The sequence below is a fragment of the Streptomyces sp. NPDC101219 genome (assembly GCF_044767675.1).
Taxonomy (GTDB): Bacteria; Actinomycetota; Actinomycetes; order Streptomycetales; family Streptomycetaceae; genus Streptomyces.
The window spans coordinates 407,188-426,169 of record NZ_JBIWOK010000006.1 but is presented as its reverse complement, the minus strand read 5'-3'; the positions used below and the strand labels follow the sequence as shown (position 1 = coordinate 426,169).

General features: G+C 71.4%; 16 protein-coding genes and 1 riboswitch. Of the genes, 6 read left to right on the top strand and 10 right to left on the bottom strand.

The genetic code is table 11. The features are described from left to right. Position 1 precedes the first annotated feature (1 nt). From ACIRPP_RS14915 to ACIRPP_RS14895, 5 genes are all read right to left on the bottom strand, one after another. Positions 2-1,006, bottom strand: coding sequence for an ABC transporter permease (locus ACIRPP_RS14915; RefSeq protein WP_164342910.1), 1,005 nt, complete (start codon positions 1,004-1,006; stop codon positions 2-4). A gap of 107 nt (positions 1,007-1,113) precedes the next feature. Further along, positions 1,114-2,784, bottom strand: a complete 1,671-nt coding sequence (locus ACIRPP_RS14910; RefSeq protein WP_403642024.1) for an ABC transporter substrate-binding protein — start codon at positions 2,782-2,784, stop codon at positions 1,114-1,116. Positions 2,785-3,243: 459 nt separating this feature from the next. Then, the gene (locus ACIRPP_RS14905; RefSeq protein ID WP_403642021.1) at positions 3,244-4,038 is read right to left on the bottom strand and encodes an enhanced serine sensitivity protein SseB C-terminal domain-containing protein; all 795 of its coding nucleotides are present in this window, start codon (positions 4,036-4,038) and stop codon (positions 3,244-3,246) included. A gap of 155 nt (positions 4,039-4,193) precedes the next feature. Next, positions 4,194-4,985 (bottom strand): enhanced serine sensitivity protein SseB, encoded by a 792-nt coding sequence (locus tag ACIRPP_RS14900; protein WP_403642019.1) that lies wholly within the window; start codon positions 4,983-4,985, stop codon positions 4,194-4,196. A gap of 132 nt (positions 4,986-5,117) precedes the next feature. Further along, entirely contained in the window at positions 5,118-5,873 is a 756-nt protein-coding gene (locus tag ACIRPP_RS14895) for an AAA family ATPase (protein WP_403642016.1), read from the bottom strand. Positions 5,874-6,094: 221 nt separating this feature from the next. Then, positions 6,095-6,196, top strand: a riboswitch (glycine riboswitch). Between the two features lie 227 nt (positions 6,197-6,423). Here ACIRPP_RS14895 and gcvT point away from each other — a divergent pair. The 5 genes from gcvT (at position 6,424) to ACIRPP_RS14870 (ending at position 11,517) form a co-directional block, all read left to right on the top strand. Further along, complete coding sequence (gene gcvT, locus ACIRPP_RS14890; protein WP_403642013.1) at positions 6,424-7,542, top strand: glycine cleavage system aminomethyltransferase GcvT; 1,119 nt, start codon at positions 6,424-6,426, stop codon at positions 7,540-7,542. Positions 7,543-7,668: 126 nt separating this feature from the next. Next, positions 7,669-8,046 carry a glycine cleavage system protein GcvH gene (gene gcvH, locus ACIRPP_RS14885; protein ID WP_164332843.1) on the top strand — a complete coding sequence of 126 codons (378 nt, stop codon included), beginning with the start codon at positions 7,669-7,671 and terminating at the stop codon, positions 8,044-8,046. A gap of 15 nt (positions 8,047-8,061) precedes the next feature. After that, complete coding sequence (gene glyA / locus ACIRPP_RS14880) at positions 8,062-9,321, top strand: serine hydroxymethyltransferase (protein ID WP_403642010.1); 1,260 nt, start codon at positions 8,062-8,064, stop codon at positions 9,319-9,321. A 147-nt stretch (positions 9,322-9,468) separates the two neighbouring features. Then, positions 9,469-10,836, top strand: coding sequence for an L-serine ammonia-lyase (locus tag ACIRPP_RS14875; RefSeq protein WP_403642007.1), 1,368 nt, complete (start codon positions 9,469-9,471; stop codon positions 10,834-10,836). Positions 10,837-10,959: 123 nt separating this feature from the next. Further along, the gene (locus tag ACIRPP_RS14870) at positions 10,960-11,517 is read left to right on the top strand and encodes a GH25 family lysozyme (RefSeq protein WP_403642004.1); all 558 of its coding nucleotides are present in this window, start codon (positions 10,960-10,962) and stop codon (positions 11,515-11,517) included. A gap of 127 nt (positions 11,518-11,644) precedes the next feature. Here ACIRPP_RS14870 and ACIRPP_RS14865 read toward each other — a convergent pair whose 3' ends face one another. The 5 genes from ACIRPP_RS14865 to ACIRPP_RS14845 all read right to left on the bottom strand — a co-directional run bounded on the left by ACIRPP_RS14865 (position 11,645) and on the right by ACIRPP_RS14845 (position 16,529). Next, the gene (locus tag ACIRPP_RS14865; protein WP_164332847.1) at positions 11,645-11,857 is read right to left on the bottom strand and encodes an EF-hand domain-containing protein; all 213 of its coding nucleotides are present in this window, start codon (positions 11,855-11,857) and stop codon (positions 11,645-11,647) included. 120 nt (positions 11,858-11,977) lie between these two features. Further along, entirely contained in the window at positions 11,978-12,586 is a 609-nt protein-coding gene (locus tag ACIRPP_RS14860; protein ID WP_403642191.1) for an ATP-binding protein, read from the bottom strand. Positions 12,587-12,753: 167 nt separating this feature from the next. Next, positions 12,754-13,521 (bottom strand): enoyl-CoA hydratase/isomerase family protein, encoded by a 768-nt coding sequence (locus ACIRPP_RS14855; RefSeq protein WP_403642001.1) that lies wholly within the window; start codon positions 13,519-13,521, stop codon positions 12,754-12,756. A gap of 341 nt (positions 13,522-13,862) precedes the next feature. Beyond that, positions 13,863-15,104, bottom strand: coding sequence for an Ig-like domain-containing protein (locus ACIRPP_RS14850; protein WP_403641998.1), 1,242 nt, complete (start codon positions 15,102-15,104; stop codon positions 13,863-13,865). A gap of 204 nt (positions 15,105-15,308) precedes the next feature. Further along, the gene (locus ACIRPP_RS14845; protein ID WP_403641995.1) at positions 15,309-16,529 is read right to left on the bottom strand and encodes an Ig-like domain-containing protein; all 1,221 of its coding nucleotides are present in this window, start codon (positions 16,527-16,529) and stop codon (positions 15,309-15,311) included. 187 nt (positions 16,530-16,716) lie between these two features. On the opposite strand from ACIRPP_RS14845, the gene glgX reads away from it, so the two are divergent. After that, the gene (glgX, locus tag ACIRPP_RS14840) at positions 16,717-18,966 is read left to right on the top strand and encodes a glycogen debranching protein GlgX (protein WP_403641993.1); all 2,250 of its coding nucleotides are present in this window, start codon (positions 16,717-16,719) and stop codon (positions 18,964-18,966) included. Positions 18,967-18,982 lie beyond the last annotated feature (16 nt).

Here is an 18,982-nt window from a genome sequence, read left to right as displayed (position 1 = left end):
GTCAGTGCACCCGCACTCTCGGGTCGATGAGGCTGTACGCCAGGTCCACCAACAGGTTGATCAGGACGTACACCAGCGCGATGAACATGATGAAGCCGACGAGCACGGGGTAGTCGTGGCCGTTGATCGCGGTCCAGATGAAGGAGCCGATGCCGCCGAAGGCGAACACCGACTCGGTCAGGACCGCGCCGGACAGCAGGGAGCCCGTGAGCAGGCCGACCGCGGTGATCACGGGGAGCATCGCGTTGCGCATCACGTGCCGGCCGCGGATGACACTGCGCTTGAGGCCCTTGGCCTCGGCGGTGCGGACGTAGTCCTCGTCCTGCACCTCCAGGACACTGGCGCGGGTCATGCGGACGATGACGGCGAGCGGGATCGAGGACAGCGCGACGGCCGGCAGGACCAGGTGCATGATCGCGTTCCAGGAGGCGTCGAACTCCCCGGTGAGGACGCCGTCCAGGACCGCGAAACCGGTCACTTCGGTGGCGTTGATGCCGGTGTCCAGACGCCCGTAGCTGGGGAAGATCCCGAGCTGGACGGCGAAGATGCCCTTGAGGATGAGGGCCAGGAAGAAGACCGGGATGCAGATGCCGACGAGAGAGCTGGAGACCGCTGTCACGTCGAGCCAGCCGCCGCGGTTGCGGGCCGCGAAGTAGCCGAGCGGGACGCCGACGAGGACCGCGATGAGGATCGCGGAAAGGGACAGCTCCGCCGTCGCGGGGAAGCGCAGGACGAATTCGTCCCACACCGGCTGTCCGGTCTGGACCGAGGTGCCCAGGTCGAGCTCGAAGATGCGCTTGAGGAAGCGCCAGTACTGAACGTAGACGGGCTGGTCCAGCCCGAGCGCACGGTTGATGCGCGCCACTTCGGCCTCGGTGGCCTTCTCCCCCAGGATCGCTGAGGCGGGTCCACCGGGCAGCCGGTCGAGCCACAGGAAGAGCAGTACCGACAGGCCGAGCAGCGTGGGTATGAGCTGAAGCAGTCTTCGTACGACGAGACGCAGCACCCCGCATGCCCCTTTCTAGCGTGATGTCTTACTGAACGGAACCGCCCGGCCGCCGAGTTGCGACGGCCGGGCGGACACCCCCCGTTGGTGCTTTCTGCCGCGTGCGCCTACTTGAAGGAGGCCTCGGCGAACACTTCCTGCGTCAGCGGGGAGACGTTCGGCGGGTTCACGTTCTTGGCGAAGGCGATGGCCGGCGGGGAGGACGAGATCGGGACACCCGGCAGGTAGTCCATGATGACCTCGTTGGCCTTCGTGTAGGCGGCCACACGCTCGGCGTGGTCACCCAGCTTCGAACCGGCGTTCACCGCGTCGAAGACCTTCTTGTCCTTGAAGCCCCACTGCTTGTCGAACCCGGCGAACCAGGTGCCGATGAAGTTGTAGCCGTCGTTGAAGTCACCGGTCCAGCCGAGCATGTGCAGGGCGCAGGAGCCCGCCTCGGTGGCGTCCAGGTACTCCGGGGCCCACTTCATGGCCTTCGGCTTGACGGTGATGCCGGCCTTCTCCAGGTCGGCCTTCATCAGCTCGAACAGGTCCTGCGGGGCAGGCATGTACGGGCGGGTGACCTCGGTCGGGTAGCAGAACTCGATCTCGAGCTTCTCCTCACCGGCCTTCTTCAGCAGGTCCTTCGCCTTGTTCACGTCGTGCGGGTACTGCGTGACGTTCTTGGAGTAGCCCTCGATGGTGTCCGGCATGAACTGGTCGGCCACCTTGCCGCCCTCGGGCAGCTGGGTCTTGACCAGGTTCTCCTTGTCGATCGCCTGCGCGATCGCCTGGCGGACGTCCTTCTTCTTCAGGGCCGGGTTCGCCGTCTGGCTCATGCCCACGTAGAAGAGGTTGAAGACACCACGGGTCGGGACGCCGTAGCCCTGGTCCTTGAGGGTCTTGACGTCGGCCGGGGCGACCAGGTCGTAGCCGTCGATGTCACCGGCCTGGAGCGCCTGGCGGCGGCCCTCTTCGGTGTCGATGGTGCGGAAGACCAGGTTCTTGATCTTCGCCTTCTCGCCCCAGTAGTCGTCGAAGCGCTCAAGGGTGACTTCCTTGTTGCCCTTGTTCCACTTCGTGATCTTGTACGGGCCGGTACCGGCGACCGTGCCGGCCTCCTGGCTGTACTTGGGGTACGTGATGGCGTCGCCCTTGGCGGAGGCGTCCTGCTTCTTGTACTCCTCGATGGCCTTCGGCGAGTGGATCGCGAGGGCGTTGAGGGAGAAGCCGCCGGGGAGGTTGGCGGAGGGGTTCTTGACCTCGATGACGGCGGTGTTCTCGTCCTTGGCGGTGCAGGACTTGTAGTTCGCCTCGGGGGTCTCCGGGTCCTCGTTCTTCGCGAACCCGCCCATGATGGTCTGCCAGTAGTAGGAGACCGCGCTCGACTGGTAGGTGCCCTTCCAGTTGAACCAGTGGTCGTAGTTGGCGCACACCGCGTCGGCGTTGAACGCCTCACCGTCGTGGAACTTCACGCCCTTGCGGAGGTTGAAGGTCCAGACGGTGCCCTCGTCGTTGCTGGACCACTTCTCGGCGAGGCCGCCGACCAGCTCGCTGCCGCCCGACTCGTGCTCGAGCAGGGCCTCGAAGGCCTGCCGGGTCACGCGGAAGGTTTCACCGTCACTGGCCAGGGCAGGGTCCAGGGAACCCGGATCACCGGCGCCGGCGAAGACGAAGGTGTCCTTGTCGCCACTGCCTTCGTTGTCACTGTCCCGGTCGCTGGAGCAGCCCGTGGCGATCAGACCGACCGCGACCGCGGCCGTGATCACCCGAGCGGCTCGGGACTTGGATATGCGCATATGGGGCCACTCCGGGTCCGCTATGTGGATGCAAGATGACCGCCCGAACACTACTCACGTTCGCAGGGAGTCAGGAACAGTCCGGATAGCGGTGATACCTACCTGAGATCTGAACGCTCGACATAAGGGACGCATCAGGCGCCCGGGGCGGGAAATCCGGGCGCGAGAGGCGCCCACCGTCGTCCCGAAGCCCTCTCAGGACAGCGCCCCGGGGCCGAAAGCCGCGCGAAACCGCAGGTGACAGGCGGGTGATCACTGATAGCTCACCGCGCACGGGTCGCGTGGTCGAGACAAGCTGACGTGAATTCAGCGGGCGGGGATGCGGGCGGCGTCGGCGAATGCAGGCCGGCGGCCGGGCGTCCGCATGGTGGGATTCCGGGCCCCGGTGCGGGCCCCGGTGCGGGGCCCGGGGCGGCGGATCCGGTCCGGTTGGTGCCGGTCAGAGCCGGTCAGTGCCGGTCAGTGCCGCTGTGCGGGCGGGTAGCCGTAGCCGGCCGCGGGGGCCGGGGCGGCGGCGGGGGCGTGGGCCTCGCGGTCGTAGAACGGACGGGCGTTGACGCGCAGCCACATGGCGACCGGGTCGTGTTCGTCGGACATCGCGACGGTGGAGACGGGCAATCCGTCCGGGACGGCGCCGAGCGACTGCTGCATCATGCCGCGCACCGCGTCCACCGACGGCGGCGAGGTGTCGTACACGTCGAGGCCGATGGCGAGGTACGGCGCCCCCAGCGCGGGCTGCACCCAGGCGCGGCGCAGGGCGCGGACGGCCGGGGTGCGGTGGGCGTTCTGCGCGAGCAGGGCGTAGAACTGCGGGATCTCGATGCCGGGTTCGGACAGTCTGAGCGGTCCCGCGGGCTGGCGGTCGAGGCCCGTGGCGATGCGGCGCAGGTCCAGCCACGGGACGCCGACGCCGCCGCCGGGCGCGTGCGGGTTGAGCCAGAGACCGAAGCGGTCGGGGTAGAGGGCGCGGGCCACGTCGAGGCCGTCGACGACCTCGTAGGACCGGTTCCAGCCGCTGGCGGACAGCTCCTGCGCGGAGGTGACACACGGCGCGTAGCCGTGGCCGTCGACCTCCATGTTCCCGTACTGGGCGTCAGGGGAGCCCGCCTGGCCGTGCCACAGCAGCATCCAGACCTGGCCGGAGGAGGGCGTGGCGAGCGCGCGCAGCAACGCCTCGTAGGCGTCGTAGCGCCCGGGCGTCACCTGGCGCAGCATGTGCTCGACCTGTCCGGCCGCCGCGGTGCCAGCGCTCACTTTGTATCGCCCCTCCGTACAACGCCCTCGCCCCAGCCAATGAACCTAGCTTAAGCCGCCCCGTGCCGGCCGGACCGGTGGCGGTCCGGCAGCCGTGCGGCCGCCCGGGCCGCGGCCCGGGCGGCGCGGAACCCGCGCGTCCCGGCCGGTCCGGCCTACTGCTGCTGGTAGAAGGGCCGCACGCGCTCGCGCATCCAGTCGCCGACGGGGTCCTGGGCGACGTCCAGGAGGACCACGTTGACCGGCCACTTCACCGGCGTGCGACCCAGGGCGCGGCCGAGCGCGTCCGTCGGCAGGGTGTGCGGGTCCTCGTCCCACCGGGTCAGTTCGACGCCGATGAAGAGCACCGGGTCGGCCGTCTCGACCGCGGCCAGGCAGCGGCGGGCGGTGCGCACCACGCCTAGCGCCTCGAACTCGGCGCCGGCCGCCGCGAGGAAGTCCACCGGGTCGTCCTGCCAGTCGGGCTCGAACAGCCGGACCCGGCCGCCGCCGCCCGGCGTGCCGTCGGGCGGGGTGTTCCCGCTCCGGCACAGGTCGGCCACCGCCTCGGGCGGCAGCGGGATGCCGATGACGCCGCCCGGGTTCACGGCGATCCCGGCCTGCGGGGGCAGCCCGCGGGCGAACTCCACGGCGGGCGCGATGGTGTACGACATGTGCGAGCCGACCACCTGGCGGAACTGCTCCTCGGAGCTGAAGACCGGCACGTAGGCCTGGCCGTCGAGTTCCATCGTGGGCAGGTCCAGGGAGCCGCTGTCGGGTCCGCCGCCGTTCGGCAGGGGTATCCACACGAAGCTGCGGCCCAGGACCTCGACGATCCGGCCGCCGGCCGAGGGGACGCCGAGGGAGGCGGAGAGCACCTCCTCCAGCTCGTTGCCGGGCCATCCGCCGTGCGGATGGGGGTGTGCCTGTGCCGGGAAGTCCGCGGAGAAGCCCGCCGGGAAGTCCATCTGCCTACCGCCTGCCTGGAACCACTGCTGTGGCTGGAAAGGCTAACCGCTGCCGCACGGTCGCCGTCCGGCCGTGCGGCACTCCGGGCCGGTGTCCGGCCGGATGTCCGCCGTCGAGCCGGGTGTCCGCCGTCAACGGGTGAAGCCGATCCGGCTCAGAGTGTCCGTCGCGTCCCGGTCGAGCAGGACCACCGAGCCGCAGCCGGCGGGCGGTTCGCCCCGCCGCACCGCGCGCAGCAGCCGGTCCACCGCCGCGCGGTGCCGCAGGAAGGCGTACCGCGAGACGCCGCGGCCGCGGGCACGCTGGCCGTCCAGGGCCTGTTGCGGGGTGACGTCGAGGAGCAGCAGCCGCAGGTGTGCTCCCCGGCGGCGGGCCTCGCGGGCCAGCCAGCGGCGTACCCATGCCTGGGTGCCGCAGTCGTGCACGACGACGCCCTCGCCGGTGCGCAGCGCGCGGCGCAGGCCCGCGTAGTGGTCCAGGCGGACCAGCGGCCGGTAGAGCGCGTACGGCAGGAAGCGGGGCATCCGGGCGTCCCAGCGGTCGCGGGTGTCCTGGGAGTCGACGCGGGGCCCGCGCACGGTGCGCCGCATCAGAGTGGACTTGCCGCTGCCGGGCAGTCCGGTGACCACGACGACGTCCCGCGGGGCGAAGAGCAGGGCGTGCGGGCCGCCGCCGGTGCGTCCGCGCAGGTCGTGGACGGCGGGCGCGGGGAGCGATCCGCCGGGCCCGGCCGGCGGGGCGGCGGGGGCGGGCACCCGGGCCGGGACCGCCGCGGCCGTCGTGCCCGCCGCGGCCGTGGTGCCCGCCGCGGCCGACGGGGCCGGGACGTCCGGCCGGTCGGGCGGTGGGGCGCCCGTCGCGCCGGCGTACGCCGTGGTCCTGTTCACCGTGTGTCCTCCCCTGGGGCCGGGTACCGGAGTCCCGCGCCCAGCCGGCTGTGAAGAGAAGGTAATGCGGGGTGTCACTGGTTTCCGTCCGTTTCCCGCAACAGGCCGGTCACAGCTCGCTGTGACCGAGCGCGCACCCTGCGCGTCCCCTGAGAAGGGTCCCCCTGCCGCGACCCCGGAATGCGTGCAATGATGAGCCCGCCAACTGCATACCGGCCGTTTGAATCCGCGCGGGAGAGTCTCCGGCACTTGTGGCACGCCGGGGCGCCGAAGGAGCAAGTCCCTCCCTTGAATCTCTCAGGCCCCGTTACCGCGCGGGCGAGGCACATCTGAAAAGCGGGCCGCCGCGACACTGCTCCGGTGGCTCCACCCAAGGTGCAAGCCGTACGCCGTCCCCTGCGCGGGCGGTCATGGCGAACCTCTCAGGTTCCGATGACAGATGGGGAGGATCGTCCTCGCCCTTCCCACGCCGTCCTGCTGCCCCAGGACCTCGGCCCGCCAGCAGCTGCCCCGGCGCGGGGGGACCCCATCGCCACTGGGAGACCTACCGATGAGCAGTACCGAACTCCGCCGGACCGCGCTCGATGCCGTGCATCGCGCGCTCGGCGCGACGATGACCGACTTCGCCGGCTGGGACATGCCGCTGCGCTACGGCTCCGAACGCGACGAGCACCTCGCCGTCCGCAACCGGGCCGGGCTCTTCGACCTCTCCCACATGGGTGAGATCACGGTCAGCGGTCCGCAGGCGCGCGCGCTCCTCGACCACGCCCTGGTCGGCAACATCGGCACGGTCAAGCAGGGCCGGGCCCGCTACACGATGATCTGCGACGAGAACGGCGGCATCCTCGACGACCTGATCGTCTACCGGCTCGGCGAGTCGGAGTACCTGGTCGTCGCCAACGCCTCCAACGCGCAGACGGTGCTCGACGCGCTGGTGGAGCGGTCGGCCGGTTTCGACGCCGAGGTGCGCGACGACCGCGACGCCTACGCGCTGCTCGCCGTGCAGGGCCCCGAGTCCGTCACCGTCCTCGCCTCCCTCACCGACGCCGACCTGGACGGCCTGAAGTACTACTCCGGGCTGCCCGGCACGGTGGCGGGTCTGCCCGCGCTGATCGCCCGTACCGGCTACACCGGCGAGGACGGCTTCGAGCTGTTCGTGAAGCCGGAGCACGCGGTCGAACTGTGGCAGGCGCTGACCAAGGCCGGCGAGGGCGTCGGCCTGGTCCCGTGCGGGCTGTCCTGCCGGGACACGCTGCGCCTGGAGGCGGGCATGCCGCTGTACGGCAACGAGCTGAGCAGCTCGCTGACGCCGTTCGACGCCGGGTTCGGCCGGGTGGTGAAGTTCGAGAAGGAGGGCGACTTCGTGGGCCGCGCCGCCCTGACCGAGGCCGCCGCGCGCGCCGAGCAGAACCCGCCCCGCGTGCTGGTCGGGCTGGTCGCCGAGGGCCGCCGGGTCCCGCGCGCCGGGTACCCGGTCGTCAAGGGCGACGAGGTGATCGGCGAGGTCACCTCCGGTGCGCCGTCGCCCACGCTGGGCAAGCCCATCGCGATGGCCTACGTCGACCCGGCCCACGCCGCTCCGGGCACCGCGGGGGTCGCCGTCGACATCCGCGGCCGTCAGGAGCCGTACGAGGTCGTGGCGCTGCCGTTCTACAAGCGTCAGAAGTGACACCGTCGTAGCGTTTCCGGACAGCCGTCCGCGCGTGCGCACCGGTGCCGTCGCGCAGCCGTCCACGGGCGTCCGCCGCTGTCCCTCCCCCGTCAGCAGTCCCCCGCGTACAGGAGAATCCAGGCCATGAGCAACCCCCAGAACCTGCGGTACAGCAAGGAACACGAGTGGCTGTCGGACGCCGAGGACGGCGTGTCGACGATCGGCATCACGGAGCACGCGGCGAACGCGCTCGGCGACGTCGTCTTCGTCCAGCTCCCCGAGGTCGGTGACACGGTGACCGCGGGCGAGACCTGCGGCGAGCTGGAGTCGACCAAGTCGGTCAGCGACCTCTACTGCCCGGTCACCGGCGAGGTCACCGCGGTCAACGAGGACGTGGTGAACGACCCGTCGCTGGTCAACTCGGCTCCCTTCGAGGGCGGTTGGCTGTTCAAGGTGCGCATCACCGACGAGCCGTCCGACCTGCTGACCGCCGCCGAGTACGACGCCCACATCGCGGGCTGAGGAGTCGTCGCCGCAATGTCGCTTCTGAACACGCCCCTGCACGAGCTCGACCCGGCCGTCGCCGCCGCCGTCGACGCGGAGCTGCACCGGCAGCAGTCCACCCTCGAGATGATCGCCTCGGAGAACTTCGCCCCGGTCGCGGTCATGGAGGCCCAGGGCACCGTCCTGACCAACAAGTACGCCGAGGGCTACCCCGGCCGCCGCTACTACGGCGGCTGCGAGCACGTCGACGTGATCGAGCAGATCGCGATCGACCGGGTCAAGGAGCTCTTCGGCGCCGAGCACGCCAACGTGCAGCCGCACTCGGGCGCGCAGGCCAACGCCGCCGCGATGTTCGCGCTGCTCAAGCCCGGTGACACGATCATGGGCCTGAACCTGGCGCACGGCGGGCACCTGACCCACGGCATGAAGATCAACTTCTCCGGCAAGCTGTACGACGTGGTCGCCTACCACGTGGACGACACCGGGGTCGTCGACATGGCCGAGGTCGAGCGGCTCGCCAAGGAGAAGAAGCCGAAGCTGATCGTGGCCGGCTGGTCGGCCTACCCGAGGCAGCTGGACTTCGCCGCGTTCCGCCGGATCGCGGACGAGGTCGGCGCCTACCTCATGGTCGACATGGCGCACTTCGCCGGTCTGGTCGCGGCGGGCCTGCACCCCAACCCGGTGCCGCACGCCCACGTCGTCACCACCACGACCCACAAGACCCTCGGCGGCCCCCGCGGCGGTGTGATCCTCAGCACGTCCGAGCTGGCCAAGAAGATCAACTCCGCGGTCTTCCCCGGCCAGCAGGGCGGCCCGCTGGAGCACGTGGTCGCCGCGAAGGCGGTCGCGTTCAAGGTCGCCGCCTCCGAGGAGTTCAAGGACCGCCAGCGCCGCACCCTGGAGGGCGCCCGGATCCTGGCCGAGCGCCTGGTGAAGGACGACGTCCGGGCCGTCGGCGTGGACGTGCTGTCCGGCGGCACGGACGTGCACCTGGTCCTGGTCGACCTGCGCGCCTCGGAGCTCGACGGACAGCAGGCTGAGGACCGGCTGCACGAGGTCGGGATCACCGTCAACCGCAACGCGATCCCGAACGACCCGCGTCCGCCGATGGTCACCTCCGGCCTGCGCATCGGCACGCCCGCCCTCGCCACCCGCGGCTTCACCGCCGAGGACTTCGCCGAGGTCGCGGACGTGATCGCCGAGACGCTGAAGCCCGAGTACGACGCCGAGACGCTGCGGGCCCGGGTGACGGCGCTCGCGGCGAAGCATCCGCTGTACCCCGGTCTGAAGTAGTTTCGTACCCTTTGATTCGTACGAACGTCCGGGGCATCGCGCACACTGGAAACGGTGGGCGCGATGCCCCGCGTCGTACGCGCCCCTCACGCACCCCCTGTACCGCCGGCGGACAGCGTCGTCCGCCGAACCCCTAGGAGTCCTCCCGTGGCCATCTCGGTCTTCGACCTGTTCTCGATCGGCATCGGCCCGTCCAGCTCGCACACGGTCGGTCCGATGCGCGCGGCCGGCCTGTTCTCCCGGCGGCTGCGCAACGAGGGCCTGCTGGGCTCGGTGGCCTCCGTCCGCGCCGAGCTGTACGGCTCGCTCGGCGCCACCGGCCACGGCCACGGCACGCCCAAGGCGGTGCTGCTCGGCCTGGAGGGCGACTCGCCGCGCACGGTGGACGTGGAGACGGCCGACGAGCGGGTGGAGAAGATCAAGGACGGCGGCCGGCTGCGCCTCCTCGGCGAGCACGAGATCGCCTTCTCCTTCGACGACGACCTGGTGCTGCACCGCCGCAAGGCGCTCCCGTACCACGCCAACGGCATGACCCTGTGGGCGTACGACGCCTCGGGCGCGACGCTGCTGGAGAAGACGTACTACTCGGTGGGCGGCGGCTTCGTCGTCGACGAGGAGGCGGTCGGCGCGGACCGCATCAAGCTGGACGACACCGTCCTGAAGTACCCGTTCCGCACGGGTGACGAGCTGCTGCGCCTGACCCGGGAGACCGGCCTGTCGATCTCCGCGCTGATGCTGGAGAACGAGCGGGCCTGGCGGACCGAGGAGGAGATCCGCGAGGGCCTGCTGGAGATCTGGCGCGTGATGCAGGCGTGCGTGGCGCGCGGCATGTCCCGCGAGGGCATCCTGCCGGGCGGCCTGAAGGTGAGCCGCCGGGCCGCGAACACCGCCCGCAAGCTGCGCTCGGAGGGCGACCCGCAGGCGCTCTCCATGGAGTGGATCACCCTCTACGCGATGGCCGTGAACGAGGAGAACGCGGCCGGCGGCCGGGTCGTCACCGCTCCGACGAACGGCGCGGCAGGCATCATCCCCGCCGTGCTGCACTACTACGTCAACTTCGTGCCCGGCGCCGACGAGGAGGGCGTGGTCCGCTTCCTGCTGGCGGCCGGCGCGATCGGCATGCTCTTCAAGGAGAACGCCTCCATCTCCGGCGCCGAGGTCGGCTGCCAGGGCGAGGTGGGCTCCGCCTGCTCCATGGCCGCGGGCGCCCTCGCCGAGGTGATGGGCGGCTCGCCGTGGCAGGTGGAGAACGCGGCGGAGATCGGCATGGAGCACAACCTGGGCCTGACCTGCGACCCGGTGGGCGGCCTGGTGCAGATCCCGTGCATCGAGCGCAACGGCATGGCCGCGGTCAAGGCGGTCACGGCGGCCCGGATGGCGCTGCGCGGCGACGGCTCGCACAAGGTGTCCCTGGACAAGGTCATCAAGACGATGAAGGAGACCGGCGCGGACATGTCGGTCAAGTACAAGGAGACGGCCCGGGGCGGGCTGGCGGTGAACATCATCGAATGCTGAGGGGCCATCCCCGGACGCACCCGGTCACAGTCGGTCACTTCGCGTCCGGGGCGGGTCGGCGGCGCCGGGCGGGGAAGGAGTCCTTGGACTCCCCCTCCCCCACGAACGCCTCAGGGAGCCCGCATGCTGCACGGCATCGACGTGAGCTCGTACCAGCCCGCCTCCTACGACACCGACGGCCTGTCCTTCGTCTTCGTCAAGGCGACGGAGGGCCGTACGTACACCAGCCCGAAGCTGACGGACCAGAGCAAGCGGGCGCGCGACGCCGGTCTGGTCGTCGGCTTCTACCACTTCCTGTGGCCCGGCGACCTCACCGCGCAGGCGGAGCACTTTCTGGGCGAGGCACCGCTGCGGCCCGGTGACGTGCTGGCCGTCGACTGGGAGACGACGGGAGCGGGCAGCCGGGCGAGCGGCGCCGAGAAGGACTGCTTCCTGCGCGAGCTGAAGGAGCTCGGGCCGGACCACCGGGTCGTCCTGTACTGCAACCGGGACTTCTGGCTCAACGTCGACACCACCTCCGAGGCGGGCGACGGCCTGTGGATCGCCGACTACGTCACGGCGGGCGAGCCCCGTGTCGAGGCGGCGTGGCGCTTCCACCAGTACACCGACGACCCGCTCGACCGGAACGTCGCCGACTTCGCCGACGAGGCGGCCCTCAGGGAGTGGGCCGAGGGGGCCTGAGCTTCGCGGGGCGCCGCGGAGGCCGGGCCGGTGCCCGGCGTCGGCCCCGGAGTTCGGGGCCACGGTCCGGGCACGCGTCGGGGCCCGGTCCGCCGTGGTGCGCGCGTGGACCGGGCCCCGGCGGGCCTCACTTGCTGAGGTGGATCCAGAACTCGTCGAACGACAGGAGCTTGTCCCCGTTCAGGTCGCGGGAGGCGATGATCGCCTCGGCGACCTCCTCGGTGACGTTCCAGTCTCCGCCCTGGGCGAGCGCCGTCTTGAACTCGGCGGCGGTGATGAACCCGTCGCCGTTCGTGTCGATCCGCTCGAACTGCTTGCGTGCTTCCTCGATGTCCGCCACCGGACCGCCCCTCTTCGTCGTGTTCTCTCGGTGCTCCGCGGGCTCCCCCGGAGTCCTGATGACGCAGGTCAGATTAGCGCCCGCGGGGACCGGTGCCGTACCGGCGGCGGACGGCGGTACTCAGCGCTCCGCGACCCGCATCTCGAACCAGGTGGTCTTGCCGCGGGGCAGCAGGTCGACGCCCCAGCGGTCGGCCAGTTTGTCGACCAGGAACAGGCCGCGCCCGCTGGTGTCCAGCTCCTGCACCGGCATCAGGCAGGGCAGGCCGCGGGAGGGGTCGCGCACCTCGACGCGGATCCGGCCTCGGCGGCGGTGCATCCGCAGTCCGAACACGCGGGCGCCGGTGTGGCGGACGGCGTTGCCGACGAGTTCGGACACCAATAACACGGCGTCCTCGGTGGTGCGTGCGGTCAGGCCCCAGTGACGCAGGATCACCACCTGGGTGATCCTGCGGGCGATGGCGGCGGACTCGGGGAGCGACGGCAGCGACACCTCGGACTCCGTCGGATCGCCGTACAACTCCAGTGCGCGCAGGGCTCGTTCGTCCTCGACCGTCGGCGACCAGCGCGACGCGGTCGCGTGTCCGTCTCCCCGCGGCTGTCCCAGACCCTCCAGCCCCGCCATGCCCCCATCATGGCCGCCTGCCGGCACCCCAGGGGCCGGTACGGGGGAATACGCCCCCCGTACGCCCCCTGAGTGCAATCGTCCGCCGTCATATGCCACCGGCAGTTCGGGATCGTTCCCACCGGCTTCTACCTGCGGAAACGGCTCGCTGTGTGGCAATCGACGGGCCCCCTCGACGCGACAGGCTTAGGGTGCACCAAGGCTCCCACAAACCGTCCCGCCGGGGGGGCCGGATCAGACATCGTGTCAATTGCAAGGCCCGGGGCGAGGTTTCACAGGAACTTCGCCTTGCCGGGACCCTCCTCCACGAAGCTGCGCATGCCGCGCTCGCGGTCCTCTGTGGCGAACAGGCCCGCGAACCAGTTCCGTTCGACGGCGAGGCCGGTGTCGATGTCCGTCTCCAGGCCGGTGTCGACGGACTCCTTGGCCGCACGCAGCGCCAGCGCCGGGCCCTTGGCCAGCTTCGCAGCCCACGCGTGCGCCTGCTCGTAGACCTCGGCGGCGGGCACCACCCGGTCCACCAGGCCGAGCGTCAGCGCCTCGTCGGCCCTCACCTGACGGCCCGTGAAGATGAGGTCCTTCGCACGGGACGGCCCGATGAGGCGGGAGAGGCGCTGGGTGCCGCCCGCGCCCGGGATGAGGCCGAGCAGGATCTCGGGCTGGCCCAGCTTGGCGTTGTCCCCGGCGATGCGGTAGTCCGCGCAGAGCGCGAGCTCGCAGCCGCCGCCCAGCGCGTAGCCGGTGACCGCGGCGACCACCGGCTTGGGGATGCGGGCCACGGCCGTGAAGGAGTCCTGCAGGCCGCGGGCGCGCAGGATCATCGCGGTGTGGTCCATGGCCTGCATCTCCTTGATGTCCGCGCCGGCCGCGAACACCTTCTCCCCGCCGTAGATCACCACGGCGCGCACGTCGTCGCGGCGCGTGGCCTCCTCGGCGAGTTCCTTCAGACGGTCCTGCGTGGCCACGTCCAGCGCGTTCATCGGCGGGCGGTCCAGACGCAGGGTGCCGACGCCGTCCGCGACTTCGAGATGTACGGTCATGCCAGCAGGTTAACGGGGACTAACGGCGACTGGGGTGGGTGCGGTCGGTCACACCGGGCCGGGGGTCCGGGGGTCGGCCCCCGGGACAGCACAGCACGGGGACCAACGGCGACCGGGGCGGGTGCGGTCGGCCACACCGGGCCGGGGGTCCGGGGGTCGGCCCCCGGGACAGCACAGCACGGGGACCAACGGCGACCGGGGCGGGTGCGGTCGGCCACACCGGGCCCGGGGCACCGCTGGCCCGGGGGCACACCCCGCCGGGCCCGTGTCCCGCACGGCACGGCGCGGCCCCGGTGCCGTGGCTCGCACCGGGGCCGCGCGGAACGAGGGAAGGCTACGGGCTACGCCTTCCACTTCTCCCAGGACATGTTCCAGCCGTTGAGGCCGTTGTCCGGGGCGATGGTGGCGTCGTTGGAGTTCTTGACGACGACCACGTCACCGATCATCGAGTTCTCGTAGAACCAGGCGCCCGGGGCCTTCTTGTCCCAGCCGCCGCGGGTGTCGCGCAGCCCGATGCAGCCGTGGCTGGCGTTGTAGTTGCCGAAGGCGCTGCCGCCCCAGTAGTTGCCGTGGATGAACGTGCCGGAGGTGCTCAGGCGCATGGCGTGCGGGACGTCCTTGATGTCGTACTCGCCGCCGAAGCCGACCGTATCGCCGTTCATCCGGGTGACCTTGAGCCGCTCGGTGATGACCATCTGGCCGTTCCAGGTCTCGGTGCCGGGGGCGCCGGTGGTGACGGGGATGGTCTTGATGACCTTGCCGTCCCGCTTCACCTTCATGGTGTGCTTCTTGGCGTCGACGACGGACACCTGGCTGCGGCCGATGGTGAAGGAGACCTTCTTGGACTGCTTGCCGTACACCCCCGGACGGCCTTCGACGCCGTCGAGGTTGAGGTCGACGGTGACCTTGGTGCCGGCCTTCCAGTAGTGCTCCGGACGGAAGTCGAGGCGGTCGTTGCCGAACCAGTGGCCCGCGACCTCGACGGCCGGCTCGGTGGTGATGCGGATGGCCTTCTCGACGTCCTCGGGGTTGGTGATGCCCCGGGTGAAGCGCAGCGAGAACGGCATGCCGACGCCGACCTTGGCGCCGTCCTCGGGAGTGAAGTTGCCGATGAAGGTGTTCTTCGGCGTGAGGGTGGTGAAGTCGGCGTCCTCGGCGGCGGTGCGGCCCTCGGAGTCCTTCGCCACGGCGTGCACGGTGTACTTGGTGGAGCCGGCCAGGTGGGTGGACGGCGTCCAGGTGCTGCCGTCGGCGGATATCTCGCCCTCGATCTTGCCGCCGTCGGCGTCCCGGACGACGACCTCCGTCAGCTTGCCCTTGGTGGCCCCGACCTTCAGCGCGCCGCTGGTCTTCACGTCCTCGGCACCGTCCTCGGGGGCGATGCTCACCACGGCCTCGGACTGCTTGCTGCGGGCCGCGGTGGAGTCCTTGCCCTTCGCGTCGCCCGCGCCGGCCGCCTGGTCGGAGCCTCCGCCGCCGCAGGCCGTGACCGCCAGCACCACTCCGAGTGCCAGTGCGGCCAGTTTTCTGCCGGCCCGTCGCCCCGCGCCCACCGACGCCCCCGATATCGGCCCCACGTTCACGTTGTTCTCCCCTCGGCGGGCCTGGCCGGACCCGCGCCCCCGCGCGCCCCTCGCGCGCTCCGGCGCATAGTAACCCCAGGCCAGGGGCGTTGGGCGGGGTGCGAATGTCACCGTTCAGTCCCAACTTCAACTGTCGGGGGGACAGTCGGGACCGGGCGGCCGGGGACGGGCCGGGGCGGGGGTGGGCCGGGAGCGGGCCGGGGATCACTTCACCGCGCTGCCCGCGCGCCACTCCTCCCAGTCCATGTTCCAGCCGCCGAGGCCGTTGTCGGCGGCGACCTTCTTGTCCTTGCTGTTGACCACCTCGACGACGTCACCGATGAGGCTGCGGTCGAAGAACCAGCCCGCCGGGGTGTCCGCGCCGCCGCCCTTGACGTCGCGCAGCCCGATGCAGCCGTGGCTGACGTTGGTGGTGCCGAAGACGTCCGGGTCGGCCCAGTAGTTGCCGTGCAGGAAGGTGCCCGACTCGGTGAGGCGGATGGCGTGCGGCACGTCGGGGATGTCGTACTCGCCGCCGAAGCCGACGGTGCGGCTGTCCATGCGGGTGACCTCGAGCATCTCGGTGATGACCATCGTGCCGTTGTAGGTGGTGGTCTTCGGCGCCCCGGCGGTCACCGGGACCGTGGCGAGCAGGTCGCCGTCCCGCCGCACCTGCATGGTGTGCCGGGAGGCGTCGACCCGGGAGACCTGGCTGCGCCCGACGGTGAAGGTGAACGTCCGCTGCTGGAGGCCGTAGACGCCGGGGGCGCCCTCGACGTCGCGCAGGCCGAGCTCGACGGTGACGCGGGTGCCGGGCTTCCAGTAGCGCTCGGGGCGGAAGTCGAGCCGGGAGCGGCCGAACCAGTGCGGGCGGATGTCGACGGCGGGGCTGGAGGTGACGCGGACGGCGCGTTCCACGGCGGCGCGGTGGGCGATCTCCCGGTTGAACTCCAGGGAGACGATCATGCCGGTGCCGACGGTGGAGCGGTTCTCGGGGGCCACGTAGCCGATGAAGCGTTCCTCGGGGACGTGGGTGGTGAAGGTGGTGTGGCGGGCCGAGCGGCGTCCGGAGCCGTCCACGGCGACCGCGTCGACGGTGTATTCGGCGGCGAGCGCCAGCCGTTCGTCGTCGGGCCGCCAGGTGTGTCCGTCGGCGGAGACGCGGCCCGGGACCGGGGACTCCTCGGCGTCCTGGGACTTCACCACCTTCACCGATTCCAGCCGTCCGTCCGTCACCCGGACGCGCAGTTTCCGGTCCGGGCGGACGTTCTTGCTGCCGTCGTCGGGCGTCACCCGGATGACGTCCTCGGCGGCCGGCGGTCCGAACGCCCCGCTCAGTGGGCCGTCCGCGGTACACCCGACGGTCCCGGTCAGCAGTCCTGCCCATGTCAGTACGGCGGCCAGTGCGGCCCTCGCGCGCCGTGCGCGCCCTTGTACGTGCCTCACGCGCTGCCCAACGACGGGGCCGGCGGTCGGGAAACGACCATGCCGCCGGGCGGGGAAACGTGAGTGCGAGGCACGCTCTGGGCAGAACTGTGGGGAGAACGACGCGCCGGACAGCCGCGGCCGGAGCCGACCGGAGGGCCGCGCGCTGATGACCACCGTCGTTCCACGAGCCGCGGGAGGCTGACAGGTGTCCAGCGCAGCCGAGCAGGAGGCGGTGGCCGCAGCGCGGGCCACCGGGGACGGGCGCCCGGCCGTCGTCGTGAACGGCGCGCGGCCGGCGACGTCCGCGCCCCCGGTGCCCGTCCGGCCGGGCCGGCCGACCCCTCTGGGCGCCCGGTTCCGGGTGGGTCCGGACGGGGTGGCGGGGACCAACTTCGCCCTGTGGGCGGGCGGGGCGGAGGGCGTGGAGCTGTGCCTCTTCGACGAGCGGGGCCGGGAGAGCAGGACCCGGCTGACCGAGCAGACGCACGGCATCTGGCACGGCTTCGTCCCGGGCGTGCTGCCGGGCCGGCGCTACGGCTTCCGGGTGCACGGCCGCTGGGACCCGTGGACGGGGGCCCGCTGGAACCCGGCGAAGCTGCTGCTGGACCCCTACGCCCGTGCGGTGGACGGCGACTTCGCGCTGCCGCCGGAGGTGTACGGGCACGTCCGTGACTGGCCGGACCAGCATGTCGCCGACACGGTGCGCGACGACCGGGACTCCGCCCCGTACCTGCCCAAGGGTGTCGTGGTGCATGACGACGACGACTGGGCCGACGACCGCCGCCCGAAGACCCCGTGGGCGGACTCGGTGATCTACGAGCTGCACGTCAAGGGCTTCACCCGGCGCCACCCGGGCATCCCGGAGGAACTGCGCGGCACCTACGCGGGGCTCGCCCACCCGGCGGCGATCGAGCACCTGGTGGGTCTCGGGGTGACGGCGGTGGAGCTGCTGCCGGTGCACCAGTTCGCGCACGAGGACCACCTGCTGAGCCGGGGCCTGCGCAACTACTGGGGCTACAACTCCATCGGCTACTTCGCCCCGCACGCCGGCTACGCGGCCTCCGGCACCACCGGGCAGCAGGTCGGCGAGTTCAAACGGATGGTGCGCGCCCTGCACGCGGCCGGGCTGGAGGTCATCCTCGACGTGGTCTACAACCACACCGCGGAGGCCGGGGAGCTGGGTCCGACGCTGTCCCTGAAGGGCGTCGACAACCGCGGCTACTACCGGCTCCAGCCGGACGCCCGCCGCTACGCCGACTACACCGGCTGCGGCAACACCCTGCACGTGGTGCAGCCGCACGTGCTGCGTCTGATCACGGACTCGCTGCGGTACTGGGTGACCGAGATGGGCGTCGACGGCTTCCGCTTCGACCTCGCGGCGGCCCTCGCCCGCTCCATGCACGACGTCGACATGCTCTCCCCGTTCCTCGCGGTGATCGCCCAGGACCCGGTGCTGCGCCGGGTCAAGCTGATCGCCGAACCCTGGGACGTGGGCTCGGGCGGCTACCAGGTGGGCGCCTTCCCGCCGCTGTGGACGGAGTGGAACGACCGGTACCGCAACACCGTGCGGGACTTCTGGCGCCACGCCCTGCCGGACGTGCGGGAGATGGGCTACCGGCTGTCCGGCTCCAGCGACCTGTACGCCTGGGGCGGGCGCCGCCCGTACGCCTCGGTTAACTACGTGACCGCGCACGACGGTTTCACGCTGCGCGACCTGGTGTCGTACGAGCGCAAGCACAACGAGGCCAACGGCGAGGGCAACCGGGACGGCACGGACGACAACCGGTCCTTCAACTGCGGCACCGAGGGCGAGACCGACGACGAGCGGATCCTGGCGCTGCGCCGGCGCCAGCTGCGCAACCTGCTCACCACGCTGCTGCTGTCCACGGGCGTGCCCATGCTGGTCGCCGGGGACGAGATGGGCCGCACCCAGGGCGGCAACAACAACGCCTACTGCCAGGACAACGAGACGGGCTGGGTGGACTGGTCGCTGCTGGACGACCCGGCCTGGAAGGCGCTGTACGACCTCACCTCCCGGCTGATCGGGTTGCGGCACCGGCACCCGGTGCTGCGCCGCCGCGCCTTCTTCTCCGGGCGGGCGCACTCCGCGGACGGGCTGCGGGACCTGGCCTGGTTCACGGCGCGGGGCGCGGAGATGACCGAGGGCGACTGGTACGCGCCGGCCGCCACGCTCGGCATGTACCTCTCCGGCCGGGACATCCCCGGCCGGGACGAGGACGGTGCGCCGGTCGTCGACGACAGCTTCCTGGCCGTGCTGCACGCCGGGGACGAACCGGTCGGCTTCGTGCTGCCGGGGCCGCCGTGGGCCGAGCGGTACGAGGTGGTCGTCGACACCGGACGCGAGGAGCAGGCGTCGGAACCGGGCGCGGAGCACCGGGCGGGGTCGGTCCTGACGGTGCCGGGCCGGACGGTGCTGCTGCTGCGGGTGCGCTGAGGGACCGGCGGGGAGC